A 25,370-nucleotide genomic window follows, 5' to 3' on the forward strand; every position below is an offset into this window, starting at 1 on the left:
ATGCGCGGGTTCTGGCTGATAGCGGGGCTGTGCCTGGCCCTGTCTGCACGGGCGGACTGGGTGACGGCCCGAGGCGAGGCACCCATCATTGACGGCGACGTCAACCAGGCCCGGGCGGCCGCACACAAGGCCGCGCTGGGTCAGGCGGCGTTGCTGTTCGAGGCGCATGTCACCTCCTATGATGAACTGCGTGATGGTGAGCTGATCCGGTCCACGCTCGAGGTGACCAGCCAGGCCCGGGCGCGCCGGGTCGTGGTGGAGCGTGAAGAGGTGCTGCCGGACCGGGTCCGAATGATTGTCCGGGCGGACATGGTGGCGGCACCGGCCTGTGACGGCCGCGCCGTCAATACCTACCGCAAGCGGGTGGTGCTCATGGGTACGGCGGTGGCGCACCCGGACCGGGCCGGATGGGGCGGGCTGACCGGGATCGGCAGAGGTTTGCCGGCACGCTTGCAGCGCAGTCTGCTGCGAGCGCCGGGTGTGGAGGTGCTTCAGGCCTCTCATCTTGGCATCTATCAGGACTGGAACAATGCGCCCGCCCATGAAACGGATCAGCGCACGCTCACCCAGGCCGTGGATATTTCCCGCGAACTGGGCGCCCAGTTTGTCGTGTCCACGGTGGTACGGGATGCCAGCCTGACGTCGCCGGAAACCTTCGGATCCAGCGTGGTGAAGACCGCCTGGCGTCTGACCCCGTGGGCTGACCGGTCGCGCCGGTTTGTATTGGATGTGTTCGTGCACGACGGTTTCAGTGGCGCACTCATCTACCGCAACGAATACACGACTTCAGGGGAGTGGACGCTGGACCCGGCCCTGCCGGTGGTGTTTGCGTCAGACCGTTTTCTGAGTCAGCCCTATGGCGAGCAGGTGGAGCGCCTGCTGGAACGGGCAGCGGATGATCTGGCCGATACCCTGCGCTGCCAGCCCTTCATGACTCGCATCAAGCAGGTGGAGGATCTGCGGCTGTTGCTGGATTCGGGGGCCAATGCCGGCATACGGCCGGGCGATCAGTTCCGTGTCTACCGTTCACGCCTCATCTACGATGGTACGCGGCTCAAGGGCACGGAACTGCGGGACGTGAGTCTGGCGGTGAAGGTTGTCCAGGTGCAGCCGGATTTTGCCATTGCGACCTTTCCCCGGAACCCCAGTCGCCTGAACATTCAACGGGATGATGTGCTGATCGCGTGGTGAGCGGCTTCCTTCATCTTCTGTACCATGGCCCGGACACCATTGCCTCGCGTGGGACTGAGATGTTTGAGCAGTGACAGGCGCTCGAAGATGGCTTCCATGTCCGTGGCGGCGACTTCCGCCGGCGTGCGGTTGTTGAGCGCGCAGAGGACGATGGCGGCCAGACCGCGGACGATGAGGGCATCGCTGTCCACCACATAGCGCATGCGGCCGCTATCCGGGTCATACCGGCTGACCATCCAGACCTGACTCTGGCAGCCCCGGATCAGGCGGTCCTCGGTGCGGAATTCATCCGGCAGACGAGGCAGCTGCTTGCCCAGATCAATGACGTAGCCGTAGCGATCTTCCCAGTCATCAAAGAATTCGAAGTTGTCCAGCACTTCGTCCAGGGTGACGGTCTGGCCCATGGGGTTGGCATCAAAAAGCGAAGCGTCGGGTACGGCTGTCGTCATCAGAACATTCCCAGTTCGAGTTTGGCTTCATCACTCATGCGATCACTGCTCCAGGGCGGATCGAAGACCAGTTCCACATCCACGCCATCCACGTTGGGAACCGCTTCGACCCGGCGCCTGACGTCCTCTGCGATGGAGGGGCCCATGCCGCAGCCCGGCGCGGTCAGCGTCATGCGGATGTAGACGTGATTCTTGCCGTTCTCCTTGCGGATGTCCACCCCGTAGATCAGCCCCAGGTCGACGACGTTGACCGGGATTTCCGGGTCGAAGACACTGCGCAGGGCGTCCCAGACATGGTTGATGTTGACTTCCCCCTCGACCACATCGTCGTAATCCATCTTCGGCGGTTCCTTGCCGAGGGCATCCGCATTCTTGGCATCTATCCGTGCCAGATTACCGTTGACGGCAACGGTAAAGTGACCGCCCAGTGCCTGGGTGATGGTCACGAAGGTGTCCTTGGGAATGGTAATGGGCGTTCCCGAGGGAACAAGCAGGGCTTCGGTGTCCCGTTTGGTCAGTACAACTTCTCGTTCCATGGCGCTCACTCGTCAAAGGCGAAGCTTTCGCCGCAGCCGCAGGCGCCGCTGGCACGGGGATTGTCGAAACGGAAGCTGGCATTGAGCCCTTCCTTGACGAAGTCGATCTTCGTGCCGTTGACGTAGGGCAGGCTCCCGGCATCCACCACGATGCGTACACCGTCCTCTTCCCAGATCTGATCACCGGCGTTGACCTCATTGGCCAGGTCAACCTGATACATGAAGCCGGAACAGCCGCTTTCCTTGACATACAGGCGCAATCCCTGTGCCTCGGGGTGGCGGCTCAACTGATTGCGGATATGCGCTCTGGCGGCTTCAGTGACCGTCAGCTGCAATGTCGGGTTAAAGGTTTCAACTGTCATGGTGCCCTCCGTTACAGCAGGAATTTGAGTGCCTTGTGCAGCCCCTGGATGAGGCGTTGCACGTCGTCTTCGGTATTGTAGAAGGCAAAGGAGGCACGTACGGTGCCCGGTATGCCCAGTGCCTGCATGAGCGGCATGGTGCAGTGATGCCCGGTGCGTACCGCGATGCCCTGCTGGTCCAGCAGGGTGCCGATATCCGCCGGATGGGTGCCGTCGATGAGGAACGAGAGTACCGCCACCTTGTCGTCGTGATCGCCGATGATGCGCGCGCCGGGCAGTTCCCGAAGCCCTTCGGTGGCCAGCTTCAGCAGATGCTGTTCATGGGCTTCCAGTGCCTGACGATCCTGAGCGTTCAGGTAGTCGATGGCGGCTGCCAGGCCAATGGCCTGAGCAATGGCCGGTGTCCCGGCTTCAAACTTGAACGGCAGCACATTGGGGGTAAATCCCTCGAGCGTGACGTGTTCGATCATCTCGCCACCGCCGTGCCAGGGCGGCATGGCTTCCAGCCGTTCGCGGCGGCCATAGAGCGCGCCGATGCCGGTGGGGCCGAAGACCTTGTGGCCGGAAAAGGCATAGAAGTCACATCCCAGCGCCTGGACGTCCACGGTGAAATGGGGCGTGGACTGGGCGCCATCCACGACGGTGACGGCGCCGGCCTGCCGTGCTTCCTGTACCATCTGCGCAGCCGGGTTGCGGGTGCCGATGGCGTTGGAGACATGGCCGAAGGCGACCAGTTTCGGTTCCTGCGCCAGCAGGGCAAGCCAGGCGTCCCGGTCCAGACGACCTTCCGGCGTCACGGGAACGGCCGCCAGGCGTGCGCCGGTCTGTTGTGCGAGGATCTGCCAGGGCACGATGTTGGAGTGGTGATCCAGCGCCGTGATGACAATCAGATCGCCTTCCCGGATGTGGCTGCGTCCCCAGCTCTGGGCAATGAGGTTGATGGCCTCGGTGGTGCCCCGCGTCCAGATGATTTCTGCCTGCTCCCGGGCATTGAGGAAGGCCCGCACGGTTTCCCGGGCGGCTTCGAAATGATCGGTGGCGCGCTGACTGAGGGTGTGAACGCCGCGGTGAACATTGGCGTTGTCCCGGGCGTAATAGGCTTCCAGCGCCGCCAGCACGGCTCGGGGTTTCTGGGAGGTGGCGGCATTGTCCAGGTACACCAGCGGTTTGCCGTGAACAGTCTGGTTCAGGATCGGAAAGTCTTCCCGCAGTGTGCTGACGGCGTGCAGGCTCATGTCGTTCATGCGCGCTCCGCGATGCGTGTGTGAAAGCTTTCGGCCAGCGTTGTGGCCAGATCACGACTGCTGTCTTCCGGGAAGGCCTCGACGACGGCACGAATGAAGGCACCGCTGAGCATACGGAAAGCTTCGGCGCGGTCAATGCCGCGACTCTGGAAATAGAACAAGGCGGTGCTGTCCAGGCTGCCGACCGTGGCGCCATGGGCACACTTGACGTCATCCGCGTAGATTTCCAGTTCCGGCTTCGTATCCACTTCGGCGCGGTCGGAAAGCAGCAGATTGTTGTTGTTCATTTCCGCCCGGGTTTTCTGGGCATGCGGGTGGATGTGAATCCGGCCGTTGAAGATGGCCCGGCTTTCATCGGCAATGATGCCGCGCCAGAGTTCGTCCGTCTCGCAGTGCGCCGCCACGTGGTCGACGACCGCGCGGACATCGAAATGCTGTTTTTCCCGGGTGAGATACACACCATTGAGCTGCAGGGCAGCGCCTTCTTCGATGTGCTGGACGGAGAGATCCAGCCGGCGGAGGCCGCCGCCGGTGGCGCAGGTGTTCAGTGCCAGGTGGCTGCTGCGCCGGATACGGGCATGTACCCCGTGTACGGCAAACCCATCGGCTTCCGGCAGGAGCAGGGTATGGGTGGCGCGGGCCTCCGGAGCGAGATCGACGTGCATCAGGCTGTTGAGCAACTGGCCGGCCGGTTGCGGGCTGAAGTGCTCGATCAGATCCGCCCGGGCGAAGCGACCGAGCCGGAGCCAGAGGCGGGGATGGGCACTGCCGGGTACATCCCCTTTCATCTGATAGTCGATGACCAGCGGATGCTGGAGACTGACGCTGTCATCCACCTCGATCAGGAGCGCCTCGCTGAGCAGGGCCTGATTGACCACCGCCATGGGGTGCTCGGGCACCTTGTGCAACTGTGCGCAGGTTTCCAGAAAAGCTTGCTGCTCGGCGTCGTCCAGTTCGTCGAAGGTGCGGACGCTGACACCATCGTCCTCGATGCTGACGGAGGCCAGATGGCCGTTGACGAAGACGATCCGGTTCGGTGAGGACAAGGCTGCCGGTTCCGGATCTTCCGCGTCGAGCATGTGCCGCAGGGCACCGGCTTCCACCAGCGGAAAGATGGAGGTATAACGCCAGGCCTCCAGTTTGCGGTTGGGCAGGATGCGGTCTTTCAGGGCTTCGCGTCCGGCATGGCGCAGCGGTTCCAGGCTGTCGGGCGTCTGCGCCAGCAGGCGTGCATGATCCTGAATGTGTTCGCGCAGGGCGTCCTGTGGCAAAACGGGTGCGTTCATGGCTTACCCCTGTGTGTCCGTGTCTTCCTGGATGCCGAGCCAGCCGTAGCCTTTCTCTTCCAGTTCCAGTGCCAGTTCACGGCCGCCGGACTTGATGATCTGCCCCTTGGCCAGTACGTGCACGTAATCGGGAACGATATAATCCAGCAGGCGCTGATAATGGGTCACGAGTACGATGGCCCGGTCCGGGCTGCGCATGGTGTTGACGCCGTGGGCCACGGTTTGCAGGGCATCGATGTCGAGACCGGAGTCCGTTTCGTCCAGCAGCATCAGGCTGGGCTCCAGCAGCAGCATCTGGAGAATTTCGTTGCGCTTCTTCTCGCCGCCGGAGAAGCCTTCGTTCACGCCGCGCTTGAGAAAGTCGGCAGGCAGATTCACTTCCCGGGCCTTTTCGCGGGCCAGCTTCAGAAATGCGGCCGCATCCAGCTCGTTCTGGCCGCGTGCCTTGCGGACACTGTTCACGGCCGTGCGCAGGAATTGCAGGTTGCTGACGCCGGGAATTTCCACCGGGTACTGGAACGCCAGGAACAGGCCGTCCCGTGCGCGTTCTTCGGGGGCCATGGACAACAGGTCCTTGCCCTTGAACGTGACACGGCCGCCGGTCACTTCATAGCCGTCCTTGCCCGCCAGGACGTGGGTCAGGGTGCTCTTGCCCGAACCGTTCGGGCCCATGATGGCATGGACTTCGCCGGGTCGTACGTGCAGGTTCAGGCCGCGCAGGATTTCTTTGTCCTCCACGCGTGCGCGCAGGTCTTCAATGTTCAGCATGTCAGGTTCTCACAGCAATTCAGAATTCGGTCAGGGTCATCGGCGCCTTGGGGCGCTCTCATGGTCGTATTGGATCCCGGCGTCGGGGCCTTGTCAGCCCACGGCGCCTTCGAGGCTGACTTCCAGCAACTTGCCGGCTTCCACCGCAAACTCCATCGGCAGCTCCTTGAAGACTTCCTTGCAGAAGCCGTTGACGATCATGGAGACCGCCCGCTCCGGGTCAATGCCGCGCTGCTGGCAGAGGAACAGCTGATCCTCGCTCACCTTGGAGGTGGTCGCCTCGTGTTCCACCACCGCACGGCTGTTCTTGCTCTCGATGTAGGGGAAGGTGTGTGCCCCGCATTCGGAGCCGATCAGCAGCGAGTCGCACTGGGTGAAGTTGCGTGCACCTTCCGCCTTGGGCGAGATGCGGACCAGGCCGCGGTAAGTGTTCTGGCTGCGGCCGGCTGAAATGCCCTTGGAGATGATCGTGCTGCGCGTGTTGCGGCCCATGTGGATCATCTTGGTGCCGGTGTCCGCTTCCTGACGGTTGTTGGTCAGGGCCACGGAGTAGAATTCACCCACGCTGTCATCGCCCTTGAGGATGACACTGGGGTATTTCCAGGTGATGGCCGAGCCGGTTTCCACCTGGGTCCAGGAAATCTTGCTGCGCGGGCCGGCACAGAGGCCGCGCTTGGTGACGAAGTTGTAGATGCCGCCACGACCTTCCTCGTCACCGGGGTACCAGTTCTGCACCGTGCTGTACTTGATCTCGGCGTCGCCCAGGGCCACCAGTTCCACCACGGCGGCATGCAGTTGGTTCTCGTCGCGCATGGGCGCGGTGCAGCCTTCCAGGTAGGAGACGTAGCTGCCTTCGTCGGCAATGATCAGGGTGCGCTCGAACTGTCCGGTTTTCGCCGCATTGATGCGGAAGTAGGTGGACAGTTCCATCGGGCAGCGCACGCCCTTGGGCACGTACACAAAGGAGCCGTCACTGAATACGGCGGAGTTGAGCGCGGCGAAGAAGTTGTCCTTCACCGGCACCACACTGCCCAGATATTTCCGGACCAGCTCCGGATAGTCCCGGATGGCCTCGGAAATGGGGCAGAAGATGACGCCTGCCTCGGACAGCTTCTCCTTGAAGGTGGTTGCCACGGAGACAGAGTCGAACACCGCATCCACTGCCACGCCGGCGAGGGCTGCGCGCTCATGCAACGGAATGCCCAGCTTTTCGTAGGTTTCCAGCAGCTTCGGGTCCACCTCATCCAGGCTCTTGGGGCCGTCCTTGTTTGTCCGGGGGGCCGAGTAATAGATGATGTCGTTGTAGTCGATGGGCTCATAACGCACATGGGCCCAGTTCGGCTCGGTCATCTTCAGCCATGCCCGGTAGGCATTCAGCCGCCATTCGAGCATGAACTCGGGCTCGTTCTTCTTGGCCGAGATGAAGCGGATCACGTCCTCGTTGAGGCCGGGCGGCAGCGCATCGGACTCGATGTCGGTCACGAAGCCCGCGTCATACTGGCGTTTGATCAGGTGTTCTACGGAGGTATCTGGGCTGCTCATGGGGGCTCCAGCGGTCTGGATGCAGAATGAATTTACACTGGCCTCAATATTAGTTAATGTGTGTTGTCAAATCAATACCAATTCGGTAATGAACGACAGAGGACACCGCAGATGATTCGATTGGCGCGCCTGGCAGACTATGGCTTGCTCATCAGTGCTGCACTGGCAGATCTGGGGCCGGAACTGGTCAAGCTGGAGCAGGTGGCCGAGCGGACCGCGCTGACCGTGCCGACCGTCCGCAAGGTCATGAAGCTGCTGGTGGATGGCGGCGTTGTGGCGTCCGAAAGGGGCGCGCGCGGGGGTTACCGCCTCAGCCGGCCGGCATCGGACGTGACCCTGGCCGATGTCATTCACGCGGTGGAAGGGGGTGTGGCGCTGACCGATTGCTGCCGCACCGAGGTGGAATGCGAGGTGGCCGGAAACTGTACCATCCAGGCAAACTGGCTGGTGGTGAACGGGGCGGTGAACGACATCTTCGAACGCATTACGCTGGCCGACATGCTGGCCCGCCCCATGACCCGCCGTGACGTGCTGCTCAAGGCAGAACGGGCACCCATTGCGGCGATACACGTCGAGTCGTGATTTTTACACAATTTCGGGTTGTATCGCAGGATGTTGTTGGACATAATCGCGCCGGACAGAATTTGGGCTATCTTTGCCTTGGTGGGATGACTTCTGACGAGGGTTGATGCATGAGTGATAACGATTTCGTAACCGGCCGCAAGTACTTCGACAACAAGTACTTTCCACGGGGCTTCCGGCGCTCCGGAGAATTTACCCGGGCTGAAGCTCAGATCCTGGAGGACTGCGGCGTCGCGCTCAGGGCGCTGATGACCGGTGAAAAGCAGCCTGAAACCGAGGCGGAAAAACATTTCATGTCAGTGGTCAGCGGCGAGATCGAACCGGAAACCCCGGTGGAAAAGGCCTGGATCAAGTACATGAAGTACATTTCTCAACCCCGTCTGGCCTATGTGACGGCCATGAGTCGTCCGGTGGATTCGGACGATCTGGTGGATTATACGGATTTTGATATGGACTGACCGGTTCCGGTCGTTCACCATAAGGCCCTGACATGTTCAGGGCTTTTTTGTCTGGAGATCAGATTGATGAAATATGCCGCCATCCTGCCGGGCAACCGGAGCGTGCTCTTTGCCAATCTCGGGCGTTACTGGCCCGGCAAGGAAGCCGGGGATCCGGAGCGTCTGGCGGCGTTCTGGAAGGATGTGGCCCGGTATTCGCCGGCCTGCTTCCGGGCGGAGCTGGAAGCGCTGGCGGAACAGGCGGCTGCAGGAGAGGTGGTGACTGCCCAGCTGACGCAGAGCACCCTGTTTCTGCCCTGGGAACAGCGCATGCTGGCACTGGCGCTGGCCATCGGACGGCCCCGGGAAGGCTTTGCCCGGGTCTGCGACGCCTATGTGCCCGTTGCCCGCTCCGGGCGGGCGCTGATCTGGCAGATGCTGTTCATCTACGGGCTCTTCTGGCTGGCGCTGATGGTGGTGGTGTCGCTTTCGGTCGGTCCCCTGGGCACGCGTCTCGCCGTACTGGCCGGACTGGGTGTGCTGGCCGTGGTGCTGGCGCCGGTGCTTGGCAAGCGGTTGATGGCATTGTGGATTGATCCCGAGTCGGCGTTGTGGACCCGTCTGCAGTCCTTTTCTCTGGGGCGCTCGGTGGTGGTGACGCGCAGTCTCTATCAGTACCTGCTCAATCTGGGCTGGTGCATTCAGGCCGGCATGGATGTGCGCCAGAGCGCGGCCCTGAGTGCCGAGACGGAGCCGCGGGCAGCGCTGCGTGCCCGTTATCAGCAGGCGGCCCGGGCGGTGGCGGAGGGGCAGAGTCTGTCCAAGGCCTTCGTGTTGACGGGGGTGCTTCAGGAAGCCCGGCTGGTTTCGGCGCCGACGACGCAAAGTGGCGGCAAGCTCTGGGAGCCGGGTGTCACCGATGTGGTGCGTCAGTCCTGGGAAGAACAGCTGCGCTGGGTGGCCACCATGCTGCCGGTGGCCGTGGGGCTGGTGGTATTCACTGCGCTCCTGCTGGTGACTCTGCTGGTGCTCTGAGCGTATAACGGGCCACAATTTCCTGCAGAATGCCCCTGCGCTGCAGTTGTTCGACGGTCAGGTTGAACTGTTCCACGAAGTCCCTGGACACGCTCTTGCGCGAAAAGAGGGCATAGGTGGGGGCTTCGTGGACAGGGGCGAGCACCTGGACAGAGCCTGTTTCCCCCATCAACTGCAGCGCCGCAGCAGCCGACACCGGATCGGCAAGCATGGCGTCCGCACGGGCATTCAGAAGCATCTGATACGCCAACTGATCTGAGCTGACCAGCATCAGCCGGTTCTGCGCCAGAAGCTCCGGCCGCAGGGCTTCAAAATCGTCCCCGTAGAAATAGCCGATCGTACCCACCAGGCGCATGGGCAAGTGCTGCAGGTCCGACAGTGAGCGGACCTTGCCTTGCCACAGGGTATTGCGCTGGGTCAGCAGCACGACCCGTTCCGTTCGCAGGGGGATGCTGTAGCGGCCAAAGGCTTCGCGTTCCGCCGTTCGGGAGGCACTCGACACCACATCCAGCTCTCCGCGTTGCAGGTGCAGCAACTGCCGTTTCCAGGGTAGTTGCTGAAAGCGGATTTCGCAGCCCATGGCATCGAACACGGCCTGCATCAGTTCAATGTCGAGCCCGGTCAGTACACCCTGTTCATTCACGTACTGGTAGGGTGGCCACGGATCCCAGCCGAGCCGGTAGGCGCGCTCGCAGGATCGGGCAAGCGCCGGGAAGGTGAGCAGGATCGCAATCAGAAGTGTGCAGCAGCGGAACCGGATCATGATGGGCCTCCTGCCTTCAAGCATAGCCTTGCGGAGCGTCCGTTCTTAGACGGATATGGCACTTCCGGCAGCGTTTTAAGTGTGAAATTGTGTTAAAAGTCGGCTTGAAGCGTCATATTTTACATGTTTTAACAGCCTGATACCGTCAAAAAAATAGCGTTTGACGCTGTTTAACAAATATACAGTTTGATTTTTGACGTTTGCATGGGGGCAGGGCCATAGTGATAGGCACGTGATCGGGTTAACAGATGGTCTGTGAATCCGGAAGACCAAAGGAGCCACCCATGGACAGCGTCATCCTGGCACATGAAGGATTGAGGGGGCGGGACATGATTCTCATCCGCAACCTGTCGCGCATGGATGAAACCTGGTACGGCATGTTTGCCCTGGCGCATCCCCGCAGCCCGCACGAAGGGCAGGTCCTGTTGATTGATGTGGACACGCCTGAACGCTGGCACCGGGCGGAATATGCCATCGCCAATCATCTCTACGAGGCGGTCATCACGCTGTCCGACCATGCGGTGGGCCCGCCGGGCAGCATTCACCTGACGCGGCCGCTGCTGTTCCGCAAGCTGGCTCACGCCCTGGAAGAGGCCACGGCCTTCCGGCAAGCGGAGGCGGAGGAAACGCATGTGCTCAATGTGCTGGTGGTGGATGACAGCCTGCCGGTCCGCACCTTCATGAAGCAGAAACTCCATGAGCTCTTCCGGCTGCGCATCGGTGTGGATGTGGCCGAGTCGGGGAGGACGCACTGTTGCTCTGTGCCCGGCATCATTACCCGCTGGTGTTCATGGATGTGATGATGGAAGGAATGGATGGCTATCAGGCCTGCCGGCAGATCAAGAAGCTGTCGGGCTCCCACGTCATCATGCTCACCAGCAAGACTTCCGCCTACAACCGCGTCAAGGCCCGGATCGCGGGCTGTGACGGCTATATCACCAAACCGCCCCAGGATACGGAACTGCGAGATGCTGTGACCCGTTTTCTGGCTTCCGCTTCCCGTGAAGAGCGGATGTTGCCTGCCCAAACCCGGCTTGCCTGACAGGAGCGTACCATGAACCGCAAGATACTGATTGTAGATGACAGCCAGACTGACCTGACCTATCTGGCCAACATTGTCCGTGATGCGGGCTTTACCCCCATCCTCGCCAGTGATGGTGCAGAAGCCGTGGCCAGGGCCCGACAGGAAAAACCGGGCATGATCCTCATGGATATCATCATGGATGGCATGGATGGTTTCGCCGCCTGCCGGGAAATCACCCATGATCCGGCACTGAAGGATATTCCGGTGGTGTTCGTCTCCAGCAAGAAGCAGAAGGCGGATCATCTCTGGGCGCTCAAACAGGGTGCCCGCGCACTCATCTCGAAACCCTACGAGCAGACGCAGATTGTGACTGAAATCGAGCGTTACTGCGCCTGATCCGGACCGGGAGATACCGTCATGAACGAACGCCTCCGAAACGGGCAGGCGGGGCTGCTTGCACCCCGGGAAGCCCTGGCTGTGCTGCAGCAGCAGCGCAACGCATGGCTGAGCGCGACCGGACCCGACGGGGCCCGGGAAGCGGACCGGTCTCCGGAAGCGGAAATGCTTTCGGGATACCTGCTGCCTGGCCTGAGCCTGCCATTATGGGTATCCCGGTCCTTTACCCGCGCCCTTCTGGACGAAATCCGGATCTGTCAGGTCCCCGGGGCACCCGGCGCACTGGAAGGCTTCATCCTCCATGCCGGTGACATCATCCCGGTCTGGAACCTGAGGACACTCGCGGGCGAGGCGGGTGCGGAGTCGGTCCTGCCAACCGGACGTCGCCGGCAGTATGTGCTGGTTCTGGTTTGTGATGGTCATCTGCTCGGTCTGCTCCTGGATAGCGTGCCTGCCACACGGAACCTGCCGGCCGACGCATTGCAGCCGTCCGGTGGAGATCTGCCGCAACCCTGGATGCAGGGCGTGGCGAGCATACAGGATCAGCGCATCGCCTGTCTGGATGTGCAGGCACTGTTTGAAACCTGCGGCCCGTCCGGGACCGCCCACTCTGTCACAAGGAGGCACTCATGAAATCCCTGCATTGGTTCAAGGTGTTTGCCGGGCTCTGCTGCTTGCTGCTGGCGTTGCCCGTCCGGGCTGCCGTACCGGGCGTGTATCCCGATCGTATCGTCATTGGCGGTGTCATGGATCTGGAGGGCCACTCACGCGGTCTCGGCCAGGGCATGCGTGACGGCATTCTGGCTGCCTTGGAGGGCGAGACCATCCGCGGCAGAAGAATCGAATACATCACCCTCAATGATTCCTACAACCCTGCACTCACGGTCCAGCGGGTCAATGAACTCATCGAGCGCGGCATTTTTGCCATGGTCGGCAATGTGGGGACGCCGACCGCCAAGGTGGCACTGCCGATCCTGGCGCGCAACAGCATTCCGGCGGTGGGCTTTTTCACGGGCGCCGGACTCCTGCGGCCGGGCGTGGGCGATGTGATCAACTTCCGCGCCAGTTACGTGCAGGAAACCGCAGCGGTGATTCAGCAGGGTCTCCGGAACGGGCTGAAACCGGCCGAAATCTGCGCCTTCGTGCAGAATGATGCCTACGGGATGGCGGGGGTTCAGGGGATCCGGCAGGCGTTGTCCGGCGCCCCCGGCAGCACTGTCATCCTTGACAAGCTGGATCGCATTCTGGCCGACGAGAGCGGTCGCCAGCGCAACAACATCGGACCTGTGGGGGTCTATGAGCGCAACACGCTGGCCAGTCGGGCGGGATACGATTCACTCAAGGCCTGGGAGCGCAGCCAGAATACGCACTGCAGACTGGTGGTGACCGTAGGTACATACAGTGCCGTGGCCCGGTTTGCGGCCTATGCCCGCCAGAAGGGCGATGACTGGCTTATCAGTGCCGTGTCCTTTACCGGTGCGGACAATCTGCGCGATACCCTGGCCCGTTTCAATGTGCGCGACCGGGTCGTCATGACTCAGGTCGTACCGGATGTGGGCTCGGATCTGCCCATTGTGGAGGAGGCGCGGCGCAAGCTGGGTGAACGCTTCTCGCATGTGAGCTTGGAAGGCTACATCGTCGGGCGCATGTTCGTGGCACTGATGAACCGGATTGAAGGGCCGCTGACACCGCGTGCCCTGGTGCGGGCCGCTCAGGGCCAGCGTTTCGGGCTCGGGGGGCTGACGCTGGACTTCACGGACGACAATCAGGGCTCCGATCTGGTGACCCTGACCTATTTCAACAACAACCGCTATGACACGATGCAGGCATCGCTCTGGCAGCAGCTTTTCTGAGAGGGAGGACGCAACATGAACATCAAACCTGAATGGCGCCTGGACCGCCTGCACATCGGTCAGCGACTGGGGCTGCTGTCCGGTATCTCCATCGGCGCACTGGTGCTCGTCATCGCCTTCGCGGCACTGGGCCTGACCTGGAGCCGGACACAGTCTTCCGAGCTTCACCACAAGGTGGAAGAGTCGGGCCAGGTCGTGCAGCTGCGACAGGCACTGCAGCGTGGCTTTGTCGATACGCTGAATCAGCTGCTGACCGGGAAGCTCACCTGGGAGGAAGCAGCGGCGCGTGTGGGCCAGGCGCGTCAGAACTTTGCGGCGCAGTGGTCGGCCTTTCGTTCCGAACATGCCGGCGAGGGTGAGGAAAACCCGGCCGAGGCGGCCATTCAGGGCGAGCTCGAGCGCTCCCGGGCGGATGTGGAAGCGGCCTTCTCGGCGTTTGAAGATCTGGCCAGCCGGCAGTCCCAGGCTGAGCTGGAGCTGTTCGTACTGAATGATCTGGATGCACAGACCGGCGGCTTCATTGATGCCCTGAACCGCTATTCCCGGCAGCTGACTCAGGCGGCGGACAATGCCTTTGCGGAGGTCCTGTCCACGCAGGCCCGGCTTGCAGCGGGAGGCGCGGTGCTGACACTCTCCATTCTGGCCATGACGGTCTGGCTGGCGCTGGCCATTCGCCGATCCATCATCGACCCGGTTGCACGGATCGGTGCGACGGTCAGTGCCATTGCCGAAGGTCAGACGGATGTGCGCACCCGGATGGAAGGGGACGATGAGCTGGCGCAACTGGCCCAGGCTCTGGACCGGCTGCTGGATGACCGGGTGGCCACACTGATCCGGATAGAACAGGAAAACGAGCAGCTCAACGATTCCATCATCGAGCTGCTGGAAGGCACCTCCAGACTGGCCGAACGGGACTTCAACACGCGACTGACGGTGCGCGAGGACATTACGGGGCCGGTGGCGGACTCCCTCAACCTGGTCACGGATGCCACGGCCGACGCCCTGCTGAAAATCCGGCAGATTGGTGATCTGGTGGAGGTTTCGGGCAATGCGGTGGCGGCACAGAGCCACAAGGTGAGTCAGGTGGCGGCCCAAGAGCGCATGCTGGTGGAACAGATGGTGAAACGACTGGAAAAAGTGGTGGCCGCGATGCGCCAGGTTTCCGATCAGTGTCGCCATGCCAGCGCCACCACAGACAAGGCGTCGGCTTCAACCGGCCAGGCCTTTGAAACCGTGGGCAACACCGTACGGGCCATGGCCGAAATCCGGGATGTGATCTCGGAAACGGAAAAGCGCATCAAGCGCCTGTCCGAACGCAGCCAGGAAATCAGCACCATCACCGACATGATCGGCAGCATTTCCGAGCGCACGCATGTACTTGCCCTCAACGCCAGCATGCAGGCCGCAGCCGCCGGTGAAGCGGGTCGCGGTTTTGCCGTGGTGGCGGACGAAGTGCAACGTCTGGCGGAAAACTCGCGCAACTCGACGGCGCAGATCAGTGCGCTGGTCCGCAACATCCAGTCCGAGACAGCCGCGGCAGTGGAGGCCATGAACCGCACCATCGGACAGGTGGTTCAGGGGTCGCGTCTGGCTGAAGAAGCCGGGCAGGCCATGCAGACCACACAGACCATTACTGCCGCGCTGGTGGATGAAGTGGGCCAGGTGTCGGCCAGTACGACAGAGCAGGCTGACGCATTGGCCGAGCTGCGCAAGCAGGCGGACAGACTCATCCGTTCCACACGGCTCACGGACCAGGAGTTGCGTCGTCAGGCCGCGCATATCGGTCGCCTGAAGTGGTCGGCACAGCATCTGACCGAGACGGTCACCCTGTTCAGTCTGCCCGAACGGGAACTGCCGCCTCTGGACATCACCGCAGACGGCAAGGCGGCGGAAGTGGCAGTACTGACGGACAGGGCAGACGGTCCGGCAAGGCCTGCCGTGCGTCACGCAGTTTGACGGGAGATGCGGCATGACCAACTGGTGCACGCGGCTGGAAGGACTTCTGGAAAGTCTGCAGCCCCAATGGACGCAGTGGCAGGCCCGGGGAGACGAGGCGGATTTTGAAGCCCTCATCGCCCCGCTGGCGGAGCTGACCGGCGATATTCAGGCCGAGGGCGCGCAGCCGCTGGGAGAAATCATGGAACTGGCCTGTGTCCGGCTGATGGATGCACAGGAAACCGGCAACCGGCCCGATGAGGCCTGGTTTCCCGAGCTCATGTGTGCACTGCTGGCACTGGCGGAGCAACCGGATGAGGCACCGGACGAAGAGGTCATGGCCGTCATCGGTGCATTGACCGGATGCCAGCTGGAGACTCCGGAAACGGAAGGCGGCGTGCCGGAGGATCGGGGCGAGGCCGAACCCGAGGCACCGGCCCTGTCCGCGGAGGCATTGTCACTGCAACCGGATCACCAGGTGTCAGCGGATGTCTGGCGCGCATTCATGGAGGATACACCGCGCCATCTCGGGATCCTGCGTCAGCGTCTCGCCACCTGGCAAGCAGGGCAGGTGCTGCAGCCGGAAACCGTGCATGCCTGCGAGCGGGCCAGCCATACCATCAAGGGCGCTGCGGCACTGGTTGGTGTGCGCGGGCTGTCCACGCTGGCCCATGCACTGGAAGACCGGTTCGAACAGATGGCAGCGCAACCCGGACCGCTGGACGAGGCGTCCGTGAATCTGATGCTGGAGACGGTGGACACCATGGATGCCTGTCTGGGCAGTCTGCGTGGCGACGAGCCACCTCCGGCCAATCTGGGGGCACTGGTCTGCCAGCTTCGCGGACTGGAGGCACCTGCTGAGCTGACCCGTGCCGAGGCTGAGGTACCGCAACCCTCCGGGGGAGCGGTTCAGCCTCCCGGTGCCGCTGTCCCCGCACTGGATGCTGACACCCTGGGGCCCATCCGCCGGCTGGCCGAGGAGCTGGGGGTTTCGGCCGTGCGGGGGCGCGAATTGCTGCGCAGACTGAGTGCCGACATGGCCCTCGCACAACTGGCCGAAAATCAGCTTGATGACAGTCGTTACGAGCTGGAAAAGCTGGTGGATACCCGCAGCATGACCCGGCTGCACCGGACCGATGGTGCGGGCACCGGATTCGATGCCCTTGAAATGGATGAGTACGACGCGCTGCATCTGGTGACCCGGCAGACGACCGCTCTCATGGCCGAGATGCGCGAGAAGTACGCCTCGGTCCGCGAACGGCTGGGCATGATGGAAACGCTGGTCAGACAGCAGTCCCGTCAGATCGAAGAATTGCAGTGCCGTGTTCTGGAAGGCTACCGCGAGCCCCTGAGCCGCCTCAATCCCAGACTGGAGCGTTGCGTCCGGCAGGCCGCGCGCGCCTGCGGCAAGCAGGTGGCGCTGCGTATCCGCGGAGACAGTCTGCGCATCGACAGACAGATCCTCGACGCACTGCCCGAGCCGCTCATGCACGTGTTGCGCAATGCCGTGGATCATGGCATTCCGGACAGGGGCGACATCAGCGTGGCCTACAGCACACTCGGACATGCGCTGGAAATTTGCATTCAGGACAGCGGTCCGGGCGTGGACTTCAGTCGCCTTCGCCAGCGTGTGGCGCTGACGGATCCGGCGCTGGCGGATGCACCGGATGCGGTCCTGCTGGAATCCCTCTGGAAACCGGGCTTCAGTACGCGGGATCAGGTCACGGAGCTCTCGGGCCGCGGCATCGGCATGGACGCGGTGCGACAGGCGGTGACGGAACTGGGCGGCAGCGCGACACTCGAACAGCCCTCCGAAGGCGGGCTTTGCGTCAGATTGCAGATCCCGTTGCTGCGCATGACCGAGCACATGCTGATTGTCGAGGCGGGGGGGCGCTCATGGGCGCTGCGCAGCCGCGATCTGTATCGCATCCTGCCGCCCCGGTCGCGCACGCTGGACACCCTGGGATCCCGGCGGGTGCTGCGGGAAGAGGGGGAGGACTGGACCTGGCATGATCTGGGATTGCGCTTGCATGGCGAACAGGTCTCTCCGGACGAGACCGGCCAACCGCTGCTGCTCATCAGGACGGATGCGGGAGGCCATGCCCTGGCCGTTGACCGGATTCTCATGGGGGAGCAGCTCACGTTGCGGCGTTTTCCCGAAACGGTGGGTCCGATGCCCGGCGTGTCGGGCCTGGCTGTCATGGGCGATGGCAGTCTCGTACCCGTTCTGGAGCCGGGATACTGGTGTCAGGATGACCGGACGCCCGGCCCGGTTCACCGCAAGGCCCGCGCGCGGACCACCCTGCCGCAGGTCCTGGTGGTGGATGATTCGCACTCGGTTCGCACCACCCTTAGGGAAGTGCTCGAAGACGCAGGCTTCCCCGTACTGACCGCGACCGACGGGCAGGATGCGCTGGCCCTGATTCACCAGCATCCGGTGCAGGTGGTTGTCACCGATCTGGAAATGCCTGTCATGGATGGCCTGGCACTGACCCGGCAGCTCAGGGCCGGGCCGGACCACGCCGGTCTTCCGGTCATCATGCTCACCTCCCGCGACCAGCCGCATCACCGGGAGCTGGCGCGCCATGCGGGAGTGAATGCGTACCTGACCAAGCCCTTTGACGAAAACACCTTGCTGGATACCGTACAGGAGATGCTCACATGTGGACGGGAAGCCTGAAACACACACGCGGCTGGTATGGCTACGACCTGCCGGCCGGACGCTTCTGCACCCCGGCAGAGGACGTGTATTACCTGGGGGACCGGAGTCAGCTGGAGGTGGTGGAAGGCATTGCCTGTCTCAATCTGCCCGGCTGGGTCTGTCCGGTGTATCACTACGGTGAACGGCTGCAGCCCCGAAGCGGTTGCGGTGAACACCGTCAGATTCTGGTGCTGCAGTCACGATCCGGGCAGCGTGAGGGCACGATGCTGGTGGCTCTGGCGTGTGACCACGTGATCAAGTTCAGGACAGCCCGTGATCCGGTCAGGGTACCGGCCTGCATGGGGCGCGGGCCGGTGGGAGGTGTGCTGATGCAACAGGGCAATCCGGTCTGGCTGCTCAGTGCAGACCGGCTCATTCACCATATTGAACAGGTGGCACGTCATGTCGATGACGACCGAAGCGCTCGGCGCCTGGCGGGCTGAAGTCGCCGGCGGACAGCAACTGCTGTTCTGGACCCTTTCGGCAGCCGGATATGTCACCCGGGTGCCGACCCTGCTCATACCGGGCAGTGAACCGCCCTTCACCCGGCTGGGGCAGTGGCAGACGCACTGGATACCGGTTCTCGATGGCCGCGACGACTGTCTGCCGCACATGCTGGTGCTGCACGTGATGCGTCAGCAGGACGTTCGCTGGCTGGGCATCCCTTTGGAGAAGGCGCCCCGGCCCGTTACGCTGACGGACGCGCAGTTCACAGGCTTTGATGCGGGGGCTTGCGGTCACTGGGCCGAAGCGGCCATCTCCGGAATCCGTGACGGGGAGGTTCACCTCCCCATCATTGATCCGGATCGCCTGTTCGGGCTGGCGTTTCTGGATCACTGGCGCGCCGGGGCAGAAACCGGTTCAGCAGCATGAGTCCCAGAATGCCGGAAACCAGCGAACCCAGCAGGATCCCCAGACGGGCGTCAAAGTGCTTCTGGGTGGCGGCCGTCTCGAAGGCCAGACCGGCAATGAACAGGCTCATGGTGAAACCGATGCCGGCCAGCAGCGCCACCGCTGACAGGGTGGACCAGCTCAGGCCCTCCGGCAGCCGGCTGCGGGTGATCAGCAGCGAGAGCAGCGAACCGGCAGCGATGCCGACCGGTTTGCCCACGATCAGACCCAGCGTGATGCCCAGCGTTACCGGATGCATGACGGACTGGATGTCCATGGCCAGCACGTAGACTCCCGCATTGGCGAGCGCAAACACCGGCAGGATGCCGAAGCGCACCGCATTTTCCAGATCATGCATCAGGCTGTTCAGCGGTTCCACCGTCTTGCCTTCATAGTTGGTGGCCTTCGCCGGAATGAAAAAGGCCAGTACCACGCCAGCAAGGGTGGCGTGCACACCTGACTTGAGCAGCGCGACCCACATCACCACACCCACCAGCAGATAGGGAGCAATTTCTGCCGTGTTGGCGCGGTTCAGACGCCACAGCCACAGACAGCAGGCACCACTGATGGCCAAAGCAATCATGGACAGGTTGTCCGTATAGAACAGGGCAATGACGATGATGGCAATGAGGTCGTCAAACACGGCCAGGGTCAGCAGAAAGATGCGCAGGGCGGGGGGAACCCGACTGCCGAACAGGGCCAGCAGGCCGATGGAAAAGGCGATATCCGTGGCGGTAGGGATGGCCCACCCGCGCTGATAGAGCGCGTTGTCCATGTTCAGGGACAGGTAGACCAGTGCCGGGACGGCAACACCACCCACCGCGGCCAGAATCGGCAGCACCGCCGACGCGGGCCGGCTGAGCTGGCCATCCAGTACTTCCTTCTTCAGTTCCAGCCCGACCAGAAAGAAGAAAACCGCCATCAGGCCGTCGTTGATCCAGAGCAGCAGGGGCTTGTCGATCTCAAGGGGCCCCACCCGGACCGCCACCGGCATGTCCAGCAGGAGATTGTACCAGGTACTCAGGGGCGTGTTGGCGGCCAAGAGAGCAAACAGGGCGGCCAGCATCAGCAGGACCCCGGTTGCCGCTTCATCACCCACTCGTTGGCGCAAGGTTTTCAGCATGGTCTTTCCTTGTTCGGTTCAGCTATATTCAATCTGTACGGGGTTTGAATTGTGTGCTACAAACAGTGGCTTAAATCAGCATAGAGGTCAAGGAGACAGCATGCAACTGTACGGCTCCCTCACCAGCCCCTATGTCCGCAAGATCCGTGTTGCGCTGGCACTCAAGGGCGTGGATTACCGTTTCGAAGAGACCATTCCCTGGAATGATGACAGCCCCGTTCACCAGATCAACCCGCTGGGCAAGGTGCCGGTGCTGAAAGAGGACAGCGGTGCCGTCTGGTACGACTCAGCCGTCATCGCGGAGGTTCTGGAGGCACGTGTTCCGCAACCGGCCCTGTTCCCGACCGAAACGGAAGCGCGGCTGCAGGTCCGTCAGCTTCAGGCGCTGGCCGACGGCATCTGTGATGCCGGAGTACTGATCTTTCTGGAAAGGAAGCGCGAGCCGGCGCAACAGAGCGAAGCCTGGATCGCCCGCCAGGAGACAAAGATCAACAAGGGTGTGGCCGCACTCGCCCGGCATCTCGGTGACCGCAGCGTCCTGGTGGGCGACAGCATGACGCACGCGGATATTGCTGCGCTTTGCGTTCTGCAATGGCTGGACATCCGCGCGGGCCTGCGGGCATGGAAGGATGCGTATCCCGAACTTGCCCGCTGGGTGGAAAGCCAGACCCGTCAGCCGGCCTTTGCAGAGACCGTTCCGCCAGCCGCCTGACGAGCCGGAGCGCGAATCACTTGTAAATGTCGATGCTGATTCGCGCTTCAATGCCGCGCTCGCGGAAACCGGCCATCAGCTCCTCCGCCACGCGCTGCGCCACGTGGCGCTGGATGAGCCCCGGAGACATCTTTGCCAGCACACCGCCGACGCTCGATTCCGAACGGGCGACCTGCAGGGGATTGAGCAGTTCCACGTGCAGAACCGGCGGTGCTTCGCCATGCTCCGTGATGGTACGTACCTCGATGCCCCGTTGCAGAATCTGACGGACCGACGTCACCTGAATGGCAATATAGGCCGCCAGTCCGGTCAGTATGATCAGCAGCACAATGGTCAGCGTCATGCCTTGCCTTGCTTGCGACGAGGTTTATCTCCCTTGCCCGGCGGCTGGATGCCCGCGGCCCACTCCAGTTCCACCAGACCGTTCTCAAGATGATCCAGCAGGCGCTGCAGACTGGGCAGTGTGCGCCGGCAGCCAATGAGACCGAACTCGATCTGATCCACATAGCTGGTCAGGGTAATGTTCAGCGCCATGCGATCCAGCACGATGGACACCGGATAGACGCCCTGCAGTCGCGCACCGTTCCAGTACAGGGGCTCGCGGGGGCCGGGCACGTTGGAAATCACCACGTTGAAAGTCTGAAGCTTGGGTACCATGCCGGTGAGCAACTGCAGGCCCGCCGGCGCCAGCGTGAGCGCGGTAAAGTTGATGATTTCGGCCGGTGTCATGCTGGCGAAGCGATCCTTGCAGGCCTGGATGGAATCCTGAATGGCCAGCAGACGCTTGGTCGGATCTTCGATGTGCGTGGCCAGACTCGTGATGATCATGCCGATCTGGTTGCCGCCGACACCATCATCCTGGCGCAGATTCATGGGAACCATGGCCACCAGGGGTTTCTCCGGCAGGGCATTCTGGCTGATCAGATAGTTGCGCAGGGCGCTGGCACACATGGCCAGCACCACATCGTTCAGCGTGGCATCGTAGGCCTTGCCCACGGCCTTGATCCGGGACATGGACCAGGACTGGGCCGCGAACCGGCGGGAGCCGGTGATCTTCTGATTCAGGATGCACTCCGGCGCATCGTACAGGTAGCCATAATCCGGGTGTGCCTGCGCATCCCGGATGGTCCGGTACAGGGCAGACACCACGCCGGGGATGGTGGAAATCTGTTCCTTCACGCCCTCGGTGAGATGGCGCAGCGAACCGATCACGTCGGTCGGGATGATGGCGGATTCATCCCGGTTTTTGCGGATGGGCTGTACCCAGGGCGGCGGCATGTTGCGCTGGTTGGGATTGGGCGACAGGGCGCGCTGGGCGAGGCGCATCGCCGATACCCCGTCGGTGACGCTGTGATGGATCTTGCAGTAGAGCGCAAAGCGCCGGTCCTGAAAGCCCTCGATCAGGTGCGCCTGCCAGAGTGGCCGTTCGCGATCGAGCAGGTGGCTGTGTTCGGCAGACACCAGGGCCAGCAGTTCGCGGATACGTCCGGGTTTGGGCAGCGCTTCATGGCGGAAATGGTGCTCAAGATCGAACAGCTTGTCCCTGTCCCAGAAATACTGGCCCCAGCGCTTGACCAGTCGCTGGTCAAAGGGAGCGGTGGGTTGCGTGAAGGCCTTGCAGAACTCGGCCAGTTCGGTCACGTATTCGGGCCCCGCGTCTTCCGGGAACTCGAACAGTTCCAGCCCGGCCACGTGCATGGGCTGCTGGCGTTTCTCCAGCCACAGGAAAATCTGGTCAACAGGACTGAGTGCTTTCAACGGTGACTCCTTGATGGTGCGGACGACTGATTATGATTATATGTCCTGCACTTTAAGAAAAAGCGGGACAAAAACCAACTGTTTCCGCACGACAAGGTGAGCCCCGGCATCGGAGTGCGACATCGGGGTCGGCCGGCTCAGTGTGCGCCGGCCGGTCCCTGCGCCGCCGGTGGCAGCCGGCGTACCCGCCAGATGGCCGGTATCAGCGCCAGGAACAGCAGGGCCAGGCCACGGAAGCCGGTGCTGAACGCATCCAGCTGTCCCTGGGCGGTCCAGCGCAGATCCGCCAGTCGCAGTGCCCGCTCCGGACTGCCGGTCAGTTCCAGCAGGTGCTGGTAGTACAGTTGCCACCGGGGAGAGGCGGGATCGCTGTGGGCCACGAAGATCACCCGGTCCATGTCGGTGATGCGGGTCAGAAAGGTGACCAGTACGGCAATCCCCACGGCACCGCCCAGGTTGCGCATGAAGGCCATCATGGCGGAGGCCTGGTTGGTGGCACCCGGAGGTAGGCCGCTGAAACCGATGGTTGTCGTGGGGATGAACAGGAACGCCAGACCTGCCGCCTGCCAGACCCGCAGCCAGACCAGTTGTTCATGGCTGATGGACAGGGTCAGGTTGCCCAGGGTCCAGAGTGCGGCAGCACTGCACAGCAGCCCGGCGGTAATCAGAGCCCGGAGATCAAGTTTGCTGCTCAGCCGTCCCACAACAGGCATCATCACCATGATGGCCAGTCCTCCCGGTGACAGGACCAGCCCCGCATCCAGCGCCGTGTAGCCCAGCAGCATCTGCATGAACAGGGGCAGCATGGCCGTGGAGCCCATGAGCACGGCGCCAAGGATGAACATGACCAGATTGGCGAGGGCGTAGTTGCGGTAACGGAACAGGGACAGGTCAATGATGGGCGCTTCCTGATCCAGTGCCCGGGCAATGTAGTAGCCGGTTGCGACGATGCAGAGGAGGGTCATGCCCACGATCACATCCGAATTGAACCAGTCTTCCGTCTGGCCACGGTCAAGCACCCACTGCAGGGCACCCAGGCCGGTGGCGATCAGGCCGAAGCCGATGTAATCGACCGGTTTGCGTGTGTGGGCTTCCGGTGCATCGTCCGCCGGAAGATAGCGCTTGAGCAGCATGAGCAGAACGAGGCCCACCGGCACGTTGATCAGGAAGATCCAGTGCCAGCTGTAAGTATCGGTGATCCAGCCGCCCAGCGTGGGGCCGATGGCCGGTGCCGCCACGACAGCGATGCCATAGATGGCGAAAGCCATCCCATGTTTGGAGGGCGGGAAAACATCCGCCAGGATGGCCTGGGAAACAGGCTGAAGGGCGCCGCCGGTCAGCCCCTGGATGGTCCGGAAGAGGATCAGCGCCTCCAGTGAAGTGGCCGTGCCGCAGGCCAGAGAGGCCACGGTGAACCCCAGGATGCAGGCATTGAAAAAGCGGGTGCGACCGAAGTACTCGGACATCCAGCCCGAGACCGGCAGGGCAATGGCATTGGTGATGAGATAGGCCGTCAGGATCCAGGTGGACTCCTCCGGGCTCGCCCCCAGATTGCCGGCAATATGCTGAAGCGAAACATTGGCAATGGAGATGTCGAGCACCTCCATGAACGCAGCCAGCGCAACCAGTGGCGCAATGAACCAGGGATTAGTCCGCGTCACGGCCTGTATCCACCACCACGGTCGCGGACAGGCCGGCGGCCAGCTCCCGCCCTTCCGGTAACGGGGTGTCCAGCTCAATGCGCACCGGCACCCGCTGCACCACCTTCACGAAATTGCCACTGGCATTTTCGGGCGGCAATACGCTGAATCGGGCACCGGTTCCCGGCTGAAATGACGCCACCCGGCCGGTCAGCACCTGATCCGGCAGGCTGTCCAGCTCGATACGTACGGGTTGCCCCGCTTTCATCCGGGCGAGCTGGGTTTCCTTGAAGTTGGCCTTCAGCCAGGGCTGTCCGCTGACCAGTATGGCCACCGGCCTGGTCGGCCCCACCTGGCTGCCCGGATGAACCTCGATATGAGTCACCACGCCGTCTGCCGGGGCCAGAATGCGGGTATGAGACAGATCCAGACGCGCACTTTCGACCCGGGCCCGGGCGGCTTCGAGAGTGGCTTGTGCCGCCTTCACCTCGGCCAGGCGCACGGTTTCCAGTGATCGCCGGGCCAGGACCGCATCCCGATGTGCTTCGGCTTCGGCCACCGCCTGCACCTTGACTTCCACTGCGGCATCCAGTGAAGCAACCTGGGCTTCCAGTGCGGATACCCGCGTCTGCGCCTGATCCAGTTGCTGCTGGGAGACCTGCCGCTGGCGTGCCAGCTGGGCGTAACGTTTGGCATCGCGGCGCGCCTGGGCCAGTTCGGTTTGCAGCTGGGCGCGCTGGGCACGGGTGGCGTTGAGGTCAGCACGAGCCACGGCGATCGCCTGTTCCGCCGTGCGTTCATCCGCGGCCTGCTGTGCCCGGAACGCGGCCAGTGCCGCTTCGGCACGGGCCACGCCTGACGCTGCCTCATCACGCGCCGCCTCGGCCTGCTGAACCGCCAGCCGGAAGGGGGCCGGGTCAATCTCGGCAATCAGGTCGCCTTCGCTGACCTGGGCATTCTCCGTGACCGCGACCCGGATCAATGGTCCGGCGACCCGGGGTGCCAGCCAGGTGACATCTCGCTCGATGAAGGCGTCATCGGTTTTTTCTTCATTTTGGTGGAGCCAGACCCATGTCCCCAGGGCCAGGCCGGCAATCAGAAATATCAAAGTGAGCTTGCGGGTTGCGGTCATGATGTCCTGC

At 62.7% G+C, this 25,370-nt stretch carries 27 protein-coding genes; 14 read left to right on the forward strand and 13 right to left on the reverse strand.

Annotated elements, in window-relative coordinates:
• Nucleotides 1–1,191, forward strand: a complete 1,191-nt coding sequence (locus AAIA72_RS16365) for a flagellar assembly protein T N-terminal domain-containing protein (protein WP_369601350.1) — start codon at nucleotides 1–3, stop codon at nucleotides 1,189–1,191.
• Here AAIA72_RS16365 and AAIA72_RS16370 read toward each other — a convergent pair.
• The 7 genes from AAIA72_RS16370 to sufB all read right to left on the reverse strand — a co-directional run bounded on the left by AAIA72_RS16370 (nucleotide 1,161) and on the right by sufB (nucleotide 7,378).
• Complete coding sequence (locus AAIA72_RS16370; protein WP_369601351.1) at nucleotides 1,161–1,640, reverse strand: SufE family protein; 480 nt, start codon at nucleotides 1,638–1,640, stop codon at nucleotides 1,161–1,163. The two genes, AAIA72_RS16365 and AAIA72_RS16370, sit on opposite strands and share 31 nt — an antisense overlap.
• Nucleotides 1,640–2,176, reverse strand: coding sequence for a putative Fe-S cluster assembly protein SufT (gene sufT, locus AAIA72_RS16375; protein ID WP_369601352.1), 537 nt, complete (start codon nucleotides 2,174–2,176; stop codon nucleotides 1,640–1,642). The genes AAIA72_RS16370 and sufT overlap by 1 nt, the downstream gene beginning before the upstream one ends.
• 5 nt (nucleotides 2,177–2,181) lie before the next feature.
• Nucleotides 2,182–2,538, reverse strand: a complete 357-nt coding sequence (locus AAIA72_RS16380) for a HesB/IscA family protein (protein ID WP_369601353.1) — start codon at nucleotides 2,536–2,538, stop codon at nucleotides 2,182–2,184.
• An 11-nt stretch (nucleotides 2,539–2,549) separates the two neighbouring features.
• The gene (locus AAIA72_RS16385; protein WP_369601354.1) at nucleotides 2,550–3,782 is read right to left on the reverse strand and encodes an aminotransferase class V-fold PLP-dependent enzyme; all 1,233 of its coding nucleotides are present in this window, start codon (nucleotides 3,780–3,782) and stop codon (nucleotides 2,550–2,552) included.
• On the reverse strand, nucleotides 3,779–5,068 hold the full coding sequence (gene sufD, locus AAIA72_RS16390; protein ID WP_369601355.1) for a Fe-S cluster assembly protein SufD: 1,290 nt from the start codon (nucleotides 5,066–5,068) through the stop codon (nucleotides 3,779–3,781). Before sufD ends, AAIA72_RS16385 begins: the two co-directional genes overlap by 4 nt.
• A 3-nt stretch (nucleotides 5,069–5,071) precedes the next feature.
• The gene (sufC, locus tag AAIA72_RS16395; RefSeq protein ID WP_369601356.1) at nucleotides 5,072–5,836 is read right to left on the reverse strand and encodes a Fe-S cluster assembly ATPase SufC; all 765 of its coding nucleotides are present in this window, start codon (nucleotides 5,834–5,836) and stop codon (nucleotides 5,072–5,074) included.
• Nucleotides 5,837–5,929: 93 nt separating this feature from the next.
• Nucleotides 5,930–7,378 (reverse strand): Fe-S cluster assembly protein SufB, encoded by a 1,449-nt coding sequence (sufB, locus tag AAIA72_RS16400; protein ID WP_369601357.1) that lies wholly within the window; start codon nucleotides 7,376–7,378, stop codon nucleotides 5,930–5,932.
• 111 nt (nucleotides 7,379–7,489) lie between these two features.
• Between sufB and AAIA72_RS16405 the strand changes: the two genes are divergently transcribed.
• The 3 genes from AAIA72_RS16405 (at nucleotide 7,490) to AAIA72_RS16415 (ending at nucleotide 9,432) form a co-directional block, all read left to right on the forward strand.
• Nucleotides 7,490–7,960 (forward strand): SUF system Fe-S cluster assembly regulator, encoded by a 471-nt coding sequence (locus AAIA72_RS16405; protein ID WP_369601358.1) that lies wholly within the window; start codon nucleotides 7,490–7,492, stop codon nucleotides 7,958–7,960.
• A gap of 110 nt (nucleotides 7,961–8,070) precedes the next feature.
• Nucleotides 8,071–8,418, forward strand: a complete 348-nt coding sequence (gene maoP, locus AAIA72_RS16410) for a DUF413 domain-containing protein (RefSeq protein WP_369601359.1) — start codon at nucleotides 8,071–8,073, stop codon at nucleotides 8,416–8,418.
• Between the two features lie 66 nt (nucleotides 8,419–8,484).
• Nucleotides 8,485–9,432, forward strand: coding sequence for a hypothetical protein (locus AAIA72_RS16415; RefSeq protein WP_369601360.1), 948 nt, complete (start codon nucleotides 8,485–8,487; stop codon nucleotides 9,430–9,432).
• Here the strand turns inward: AAIA72_RS16415 and AAIA72_RS16420 are convergent.
• The gene (locus AAIA72_RS16420) at nucleotides 9,395–10,195 is read right to left on the reverse strand and encodes a substrate-binding periplasmic protein (RefSeq protein ID WP_369601361.1); all 801 of its coding nucleotides are present in this window, start codon (nucleotides 10,193–10,195) and stop codon (nucleotides 9,395–9,397) included. The genes AAIA72_RS16415 and AAIA72_RS16420 overlap by 38 nt on opposite strands.
• Nucleotides 10,196–10,479: 284 nt before the next feature.
• Between AAIA72_RS16420 and AAIA72_RS16425 the strand changes: the two genes are divergently transcribed.
• Genes AAIA72_RS16425 through AAIA72_RS16465 form a run of 9 tightly spaced genes read left to right on the forward strand, consistent with a single transcriptional unit; the run spans nucleotide 10,480 to nucleotide 18,977 of the window.
• On the forward strand, nucleotides 10,480–10,995 hold the full coding sequence (locus AAIA72_RS16425; protein WP_369601362.1) for a hypothetical protein: 516 nt from the start codon (nucleotides 10,480–10,482) through the stop codon (nucleotides 10,993–10,995).
• A complete protein-coding gene (locus AAIA72_RS16430) occupies nucleotides 10,995–11,237 on the forward strand; it encodes a PleD family two-component system response regulator (RefSeq protein ID WP_369601363.1) in 243 nt (80 codons plus the stop codon). Before AAIA72_RS16425 ends, AAIA72_RS16430 begins: the two co-directional genes overlap by 1 nt.
• Before the next feature lie 12 nt (nucleotides 11,238–11,249).
• The gene (locus AAIA72_RS16435; protein ID WP_369601364.1) at nucleotides 11,250–11,615 is read left to right on the forward strand and encodes a PleD family two-component system response regulator; all 366 of its coding nucleotides are present in this window, start codon (nucleotides 11,250–11,252) and stop codon (nucleotides 11,613–11,615) included.
• A 21-nt stretch (nucleotides 11,616–11,636) separates the two neighbouring features.
• The gene (locus tag AAIA72_RS16440; protein WP_369601365.1) at nucleotides 11,637–12,248 is read left to right on the forward strand and encodes a chemotaxis protein CheW; all 612 of its coding nucleotides are present in this window, start codon (nucleotides 11,637–11,639) and stop codon (nucleotides 12,246–12,248) included.
• A complete protein-coding gene (locus AAIA72_RS16445) occupies nucleotides 12,245–13,468 on the forward strand; it encodes an ABC transporter substrate-binding protein (RefSeq protein ID WP_369601366.1) in 1,224 nt (407 codons plus the stop codon). Before AAIA72_RS16440 ends, AAIA72_RS16445 begins: the two co-directional genes overlap by 4 nt.
• Nucleotides 13,469–13,483: 15 nt before the next feature.
• Nucleotides 13,484–15,424 carry a methyl-accepting chemotaxis protein gene (locus AAIA72_RS16450; RefSeq protein WP_369601367.1) on the forward strand — a complete coding sequence of 647 codons (1,941 nt, stop codon included), beginning with the start codon at nucleotides 13,484–13,486 and terminating at the stop codon, nucleotides 15,422–15,424.
• A 13-nt stretch (nucleotides 15,425–15,437) separates the two neighbouring features.
• The gene (locus AAIA72_RS16455; protein ID WP_369601368.1) at nucleotides 15,438–18,083 is read left to right on the forward strand and encodes a response regulator; all 2,646 of its coding nucleotides are present in this window, start codon (nucleotides 15,438–15,440) and stop codon (nucleotides 18,081–18,083) included.
• Nucleotides 18,065–18,547 carry a hypothetical protein gene (locus AAIA72_RS16460; RefSeq protein WP_369601369.1) on the forward strand — a complete coding sequence of 161 codons (483 nt, stop codon included), beginning with the start codon at nucleotides 18,065–18,067 and terminating at the stop codon, nucleotides 18,545–18,547. The genes AAIA72_RS16455 and AAIA72_RS16460 overlap by 19 nt, the downstream gene beginning before the upstream one ends.
• Nucleotides 18,507–18,977: a hypothetical protein gene (locus AAIA72_RS16465; RefSeq protein WP_369601370.1), complete on the forward strand. Its 471-nt coding sequence runs from the start codon at nucleotides 18,507–18,509 to the stop codon at nucleotides 18,975–18,977. The genes AAIA72_RS16460 and AAIA72_RS16465 overlap by 41 nt, the downstream gene beginning before the upstream one ends.
• Here AAIA72_RS16465 and nhaA read toward each other — a convergent pair.
• The gene (nhaA, locus tag AAIA72_RS16470) at nucleotides 18,898–20,118 is read right to left on the reverse strand and encodes a Na+/H+ antiporter NhaA (protein ID WP_369601371.1); all 1,221 of its coding nucleotides are present in this window, start codon (nucleotides 20,116–20,118) and stop codon (nucleotides 18,898–18,900) included. The genes AAIA72_RS16465 and nhaA overlap by 80 nt on opposite strands.
• Nucleotides 20,119–20,218: 100 nt before the next feature.
• Between nhaA and AAIA72_RS16475 the strand changes: the two genes are divergently transcribed.
• Nucleotides 20,219–20,830 (forward strand): glutathione S-transferase, encoded by a 612-nt coding sequence (locus AAIA72_RS16475; RefSeq protein ID WP_369601372.1) that lies wholly within the window; start codon nucleotides 20,219–20,221, stop codon nucleotides 20,828–20,830.
• 16 nt (nucleotides 20,831–20,846) lie between these two features.
• Here AAIA72_RS16475 and AAIA72_RS16480 read toward each other — a convergent pair whose 3' ends face one another.
• The 4 genes from AAIA72_RS16480 to AAIA72_RS16495 all read right to left on the reverse strand — a co-directional run bounded on the left by AAIA72_RS16480 (nucleotide 20,847) and on the right by AAIA72_RS16495 (nucleotide 25,360).
• Nucleotides 20,847–21,173 carry a hypothetical protein gene (locus AAIA72_RS16480; RefSeq protein WP_369601373.1) on the reverse strand — a complete coding sequence of 109 codons (327 nt, stop codon included), beginning with the start codon at nucleotides 21,171–21,173 and terminating at the stop codon, nucleotides 20,847–20,849.
• A complete protein-coding gene (locus AAIA72_RS16485; RefSeq protein WP_369601374.1) occupies nucleotides 21,170–22,588 on the reverse strand; it encodes a wax ester/triacylglycerol synthase family O-acyltransferase in 1,419 nt (472 codons plus the stop codon). The genes AAIA72_RS16480 and AAIA72_RS16485 overlap by 4 nt, the downstream gene beginning before the upstream one ends.
• Nucleotides 22,589–22,725: 137 nt before the next feature.
• The gene (locus AAIA72_RS16490; RefSeq protein WP_369601375.1) at nucleotides 22,726–24,249 is read right to left on the reverse strand and encodes a DHA2 family efflux MFS transporter permease subunit; all 1,524 of its coding nucleotides are present in this window, start codon (nucleotides 24,247–24,249) and stop codon (nucleotides 22,726–22,728) included.
• Nucleotides 24,236–25,360: an HlyD family secretion protein gene (locus AAIA72_RS16495; protein WP_369601376.1), complete on the reverse strand. Its 1,125-nt coding sequence runs from the start codon at nucleotides 25,358–25,360 to the stop codon at nucleotides 24,236–24,238. The genes AAIA72_RS16490 and AAIA72_RS16495 overlap by 14 nt, the downstream gene beginning before the upstream one ends.
• Nucleotides 25,361–25,370: the final 10 nt, after the last annotated feature.

The sequence above is a fragment of the Thermohahella caldifontis genome, assembly GCF_041153465.1.
GTDB lineage: Bacteria > Pseudomonadota > Gammaproteobacteria > Pseudomonadales > Oleiphilaceae > Thermohahella > Thermohahella caldifontis.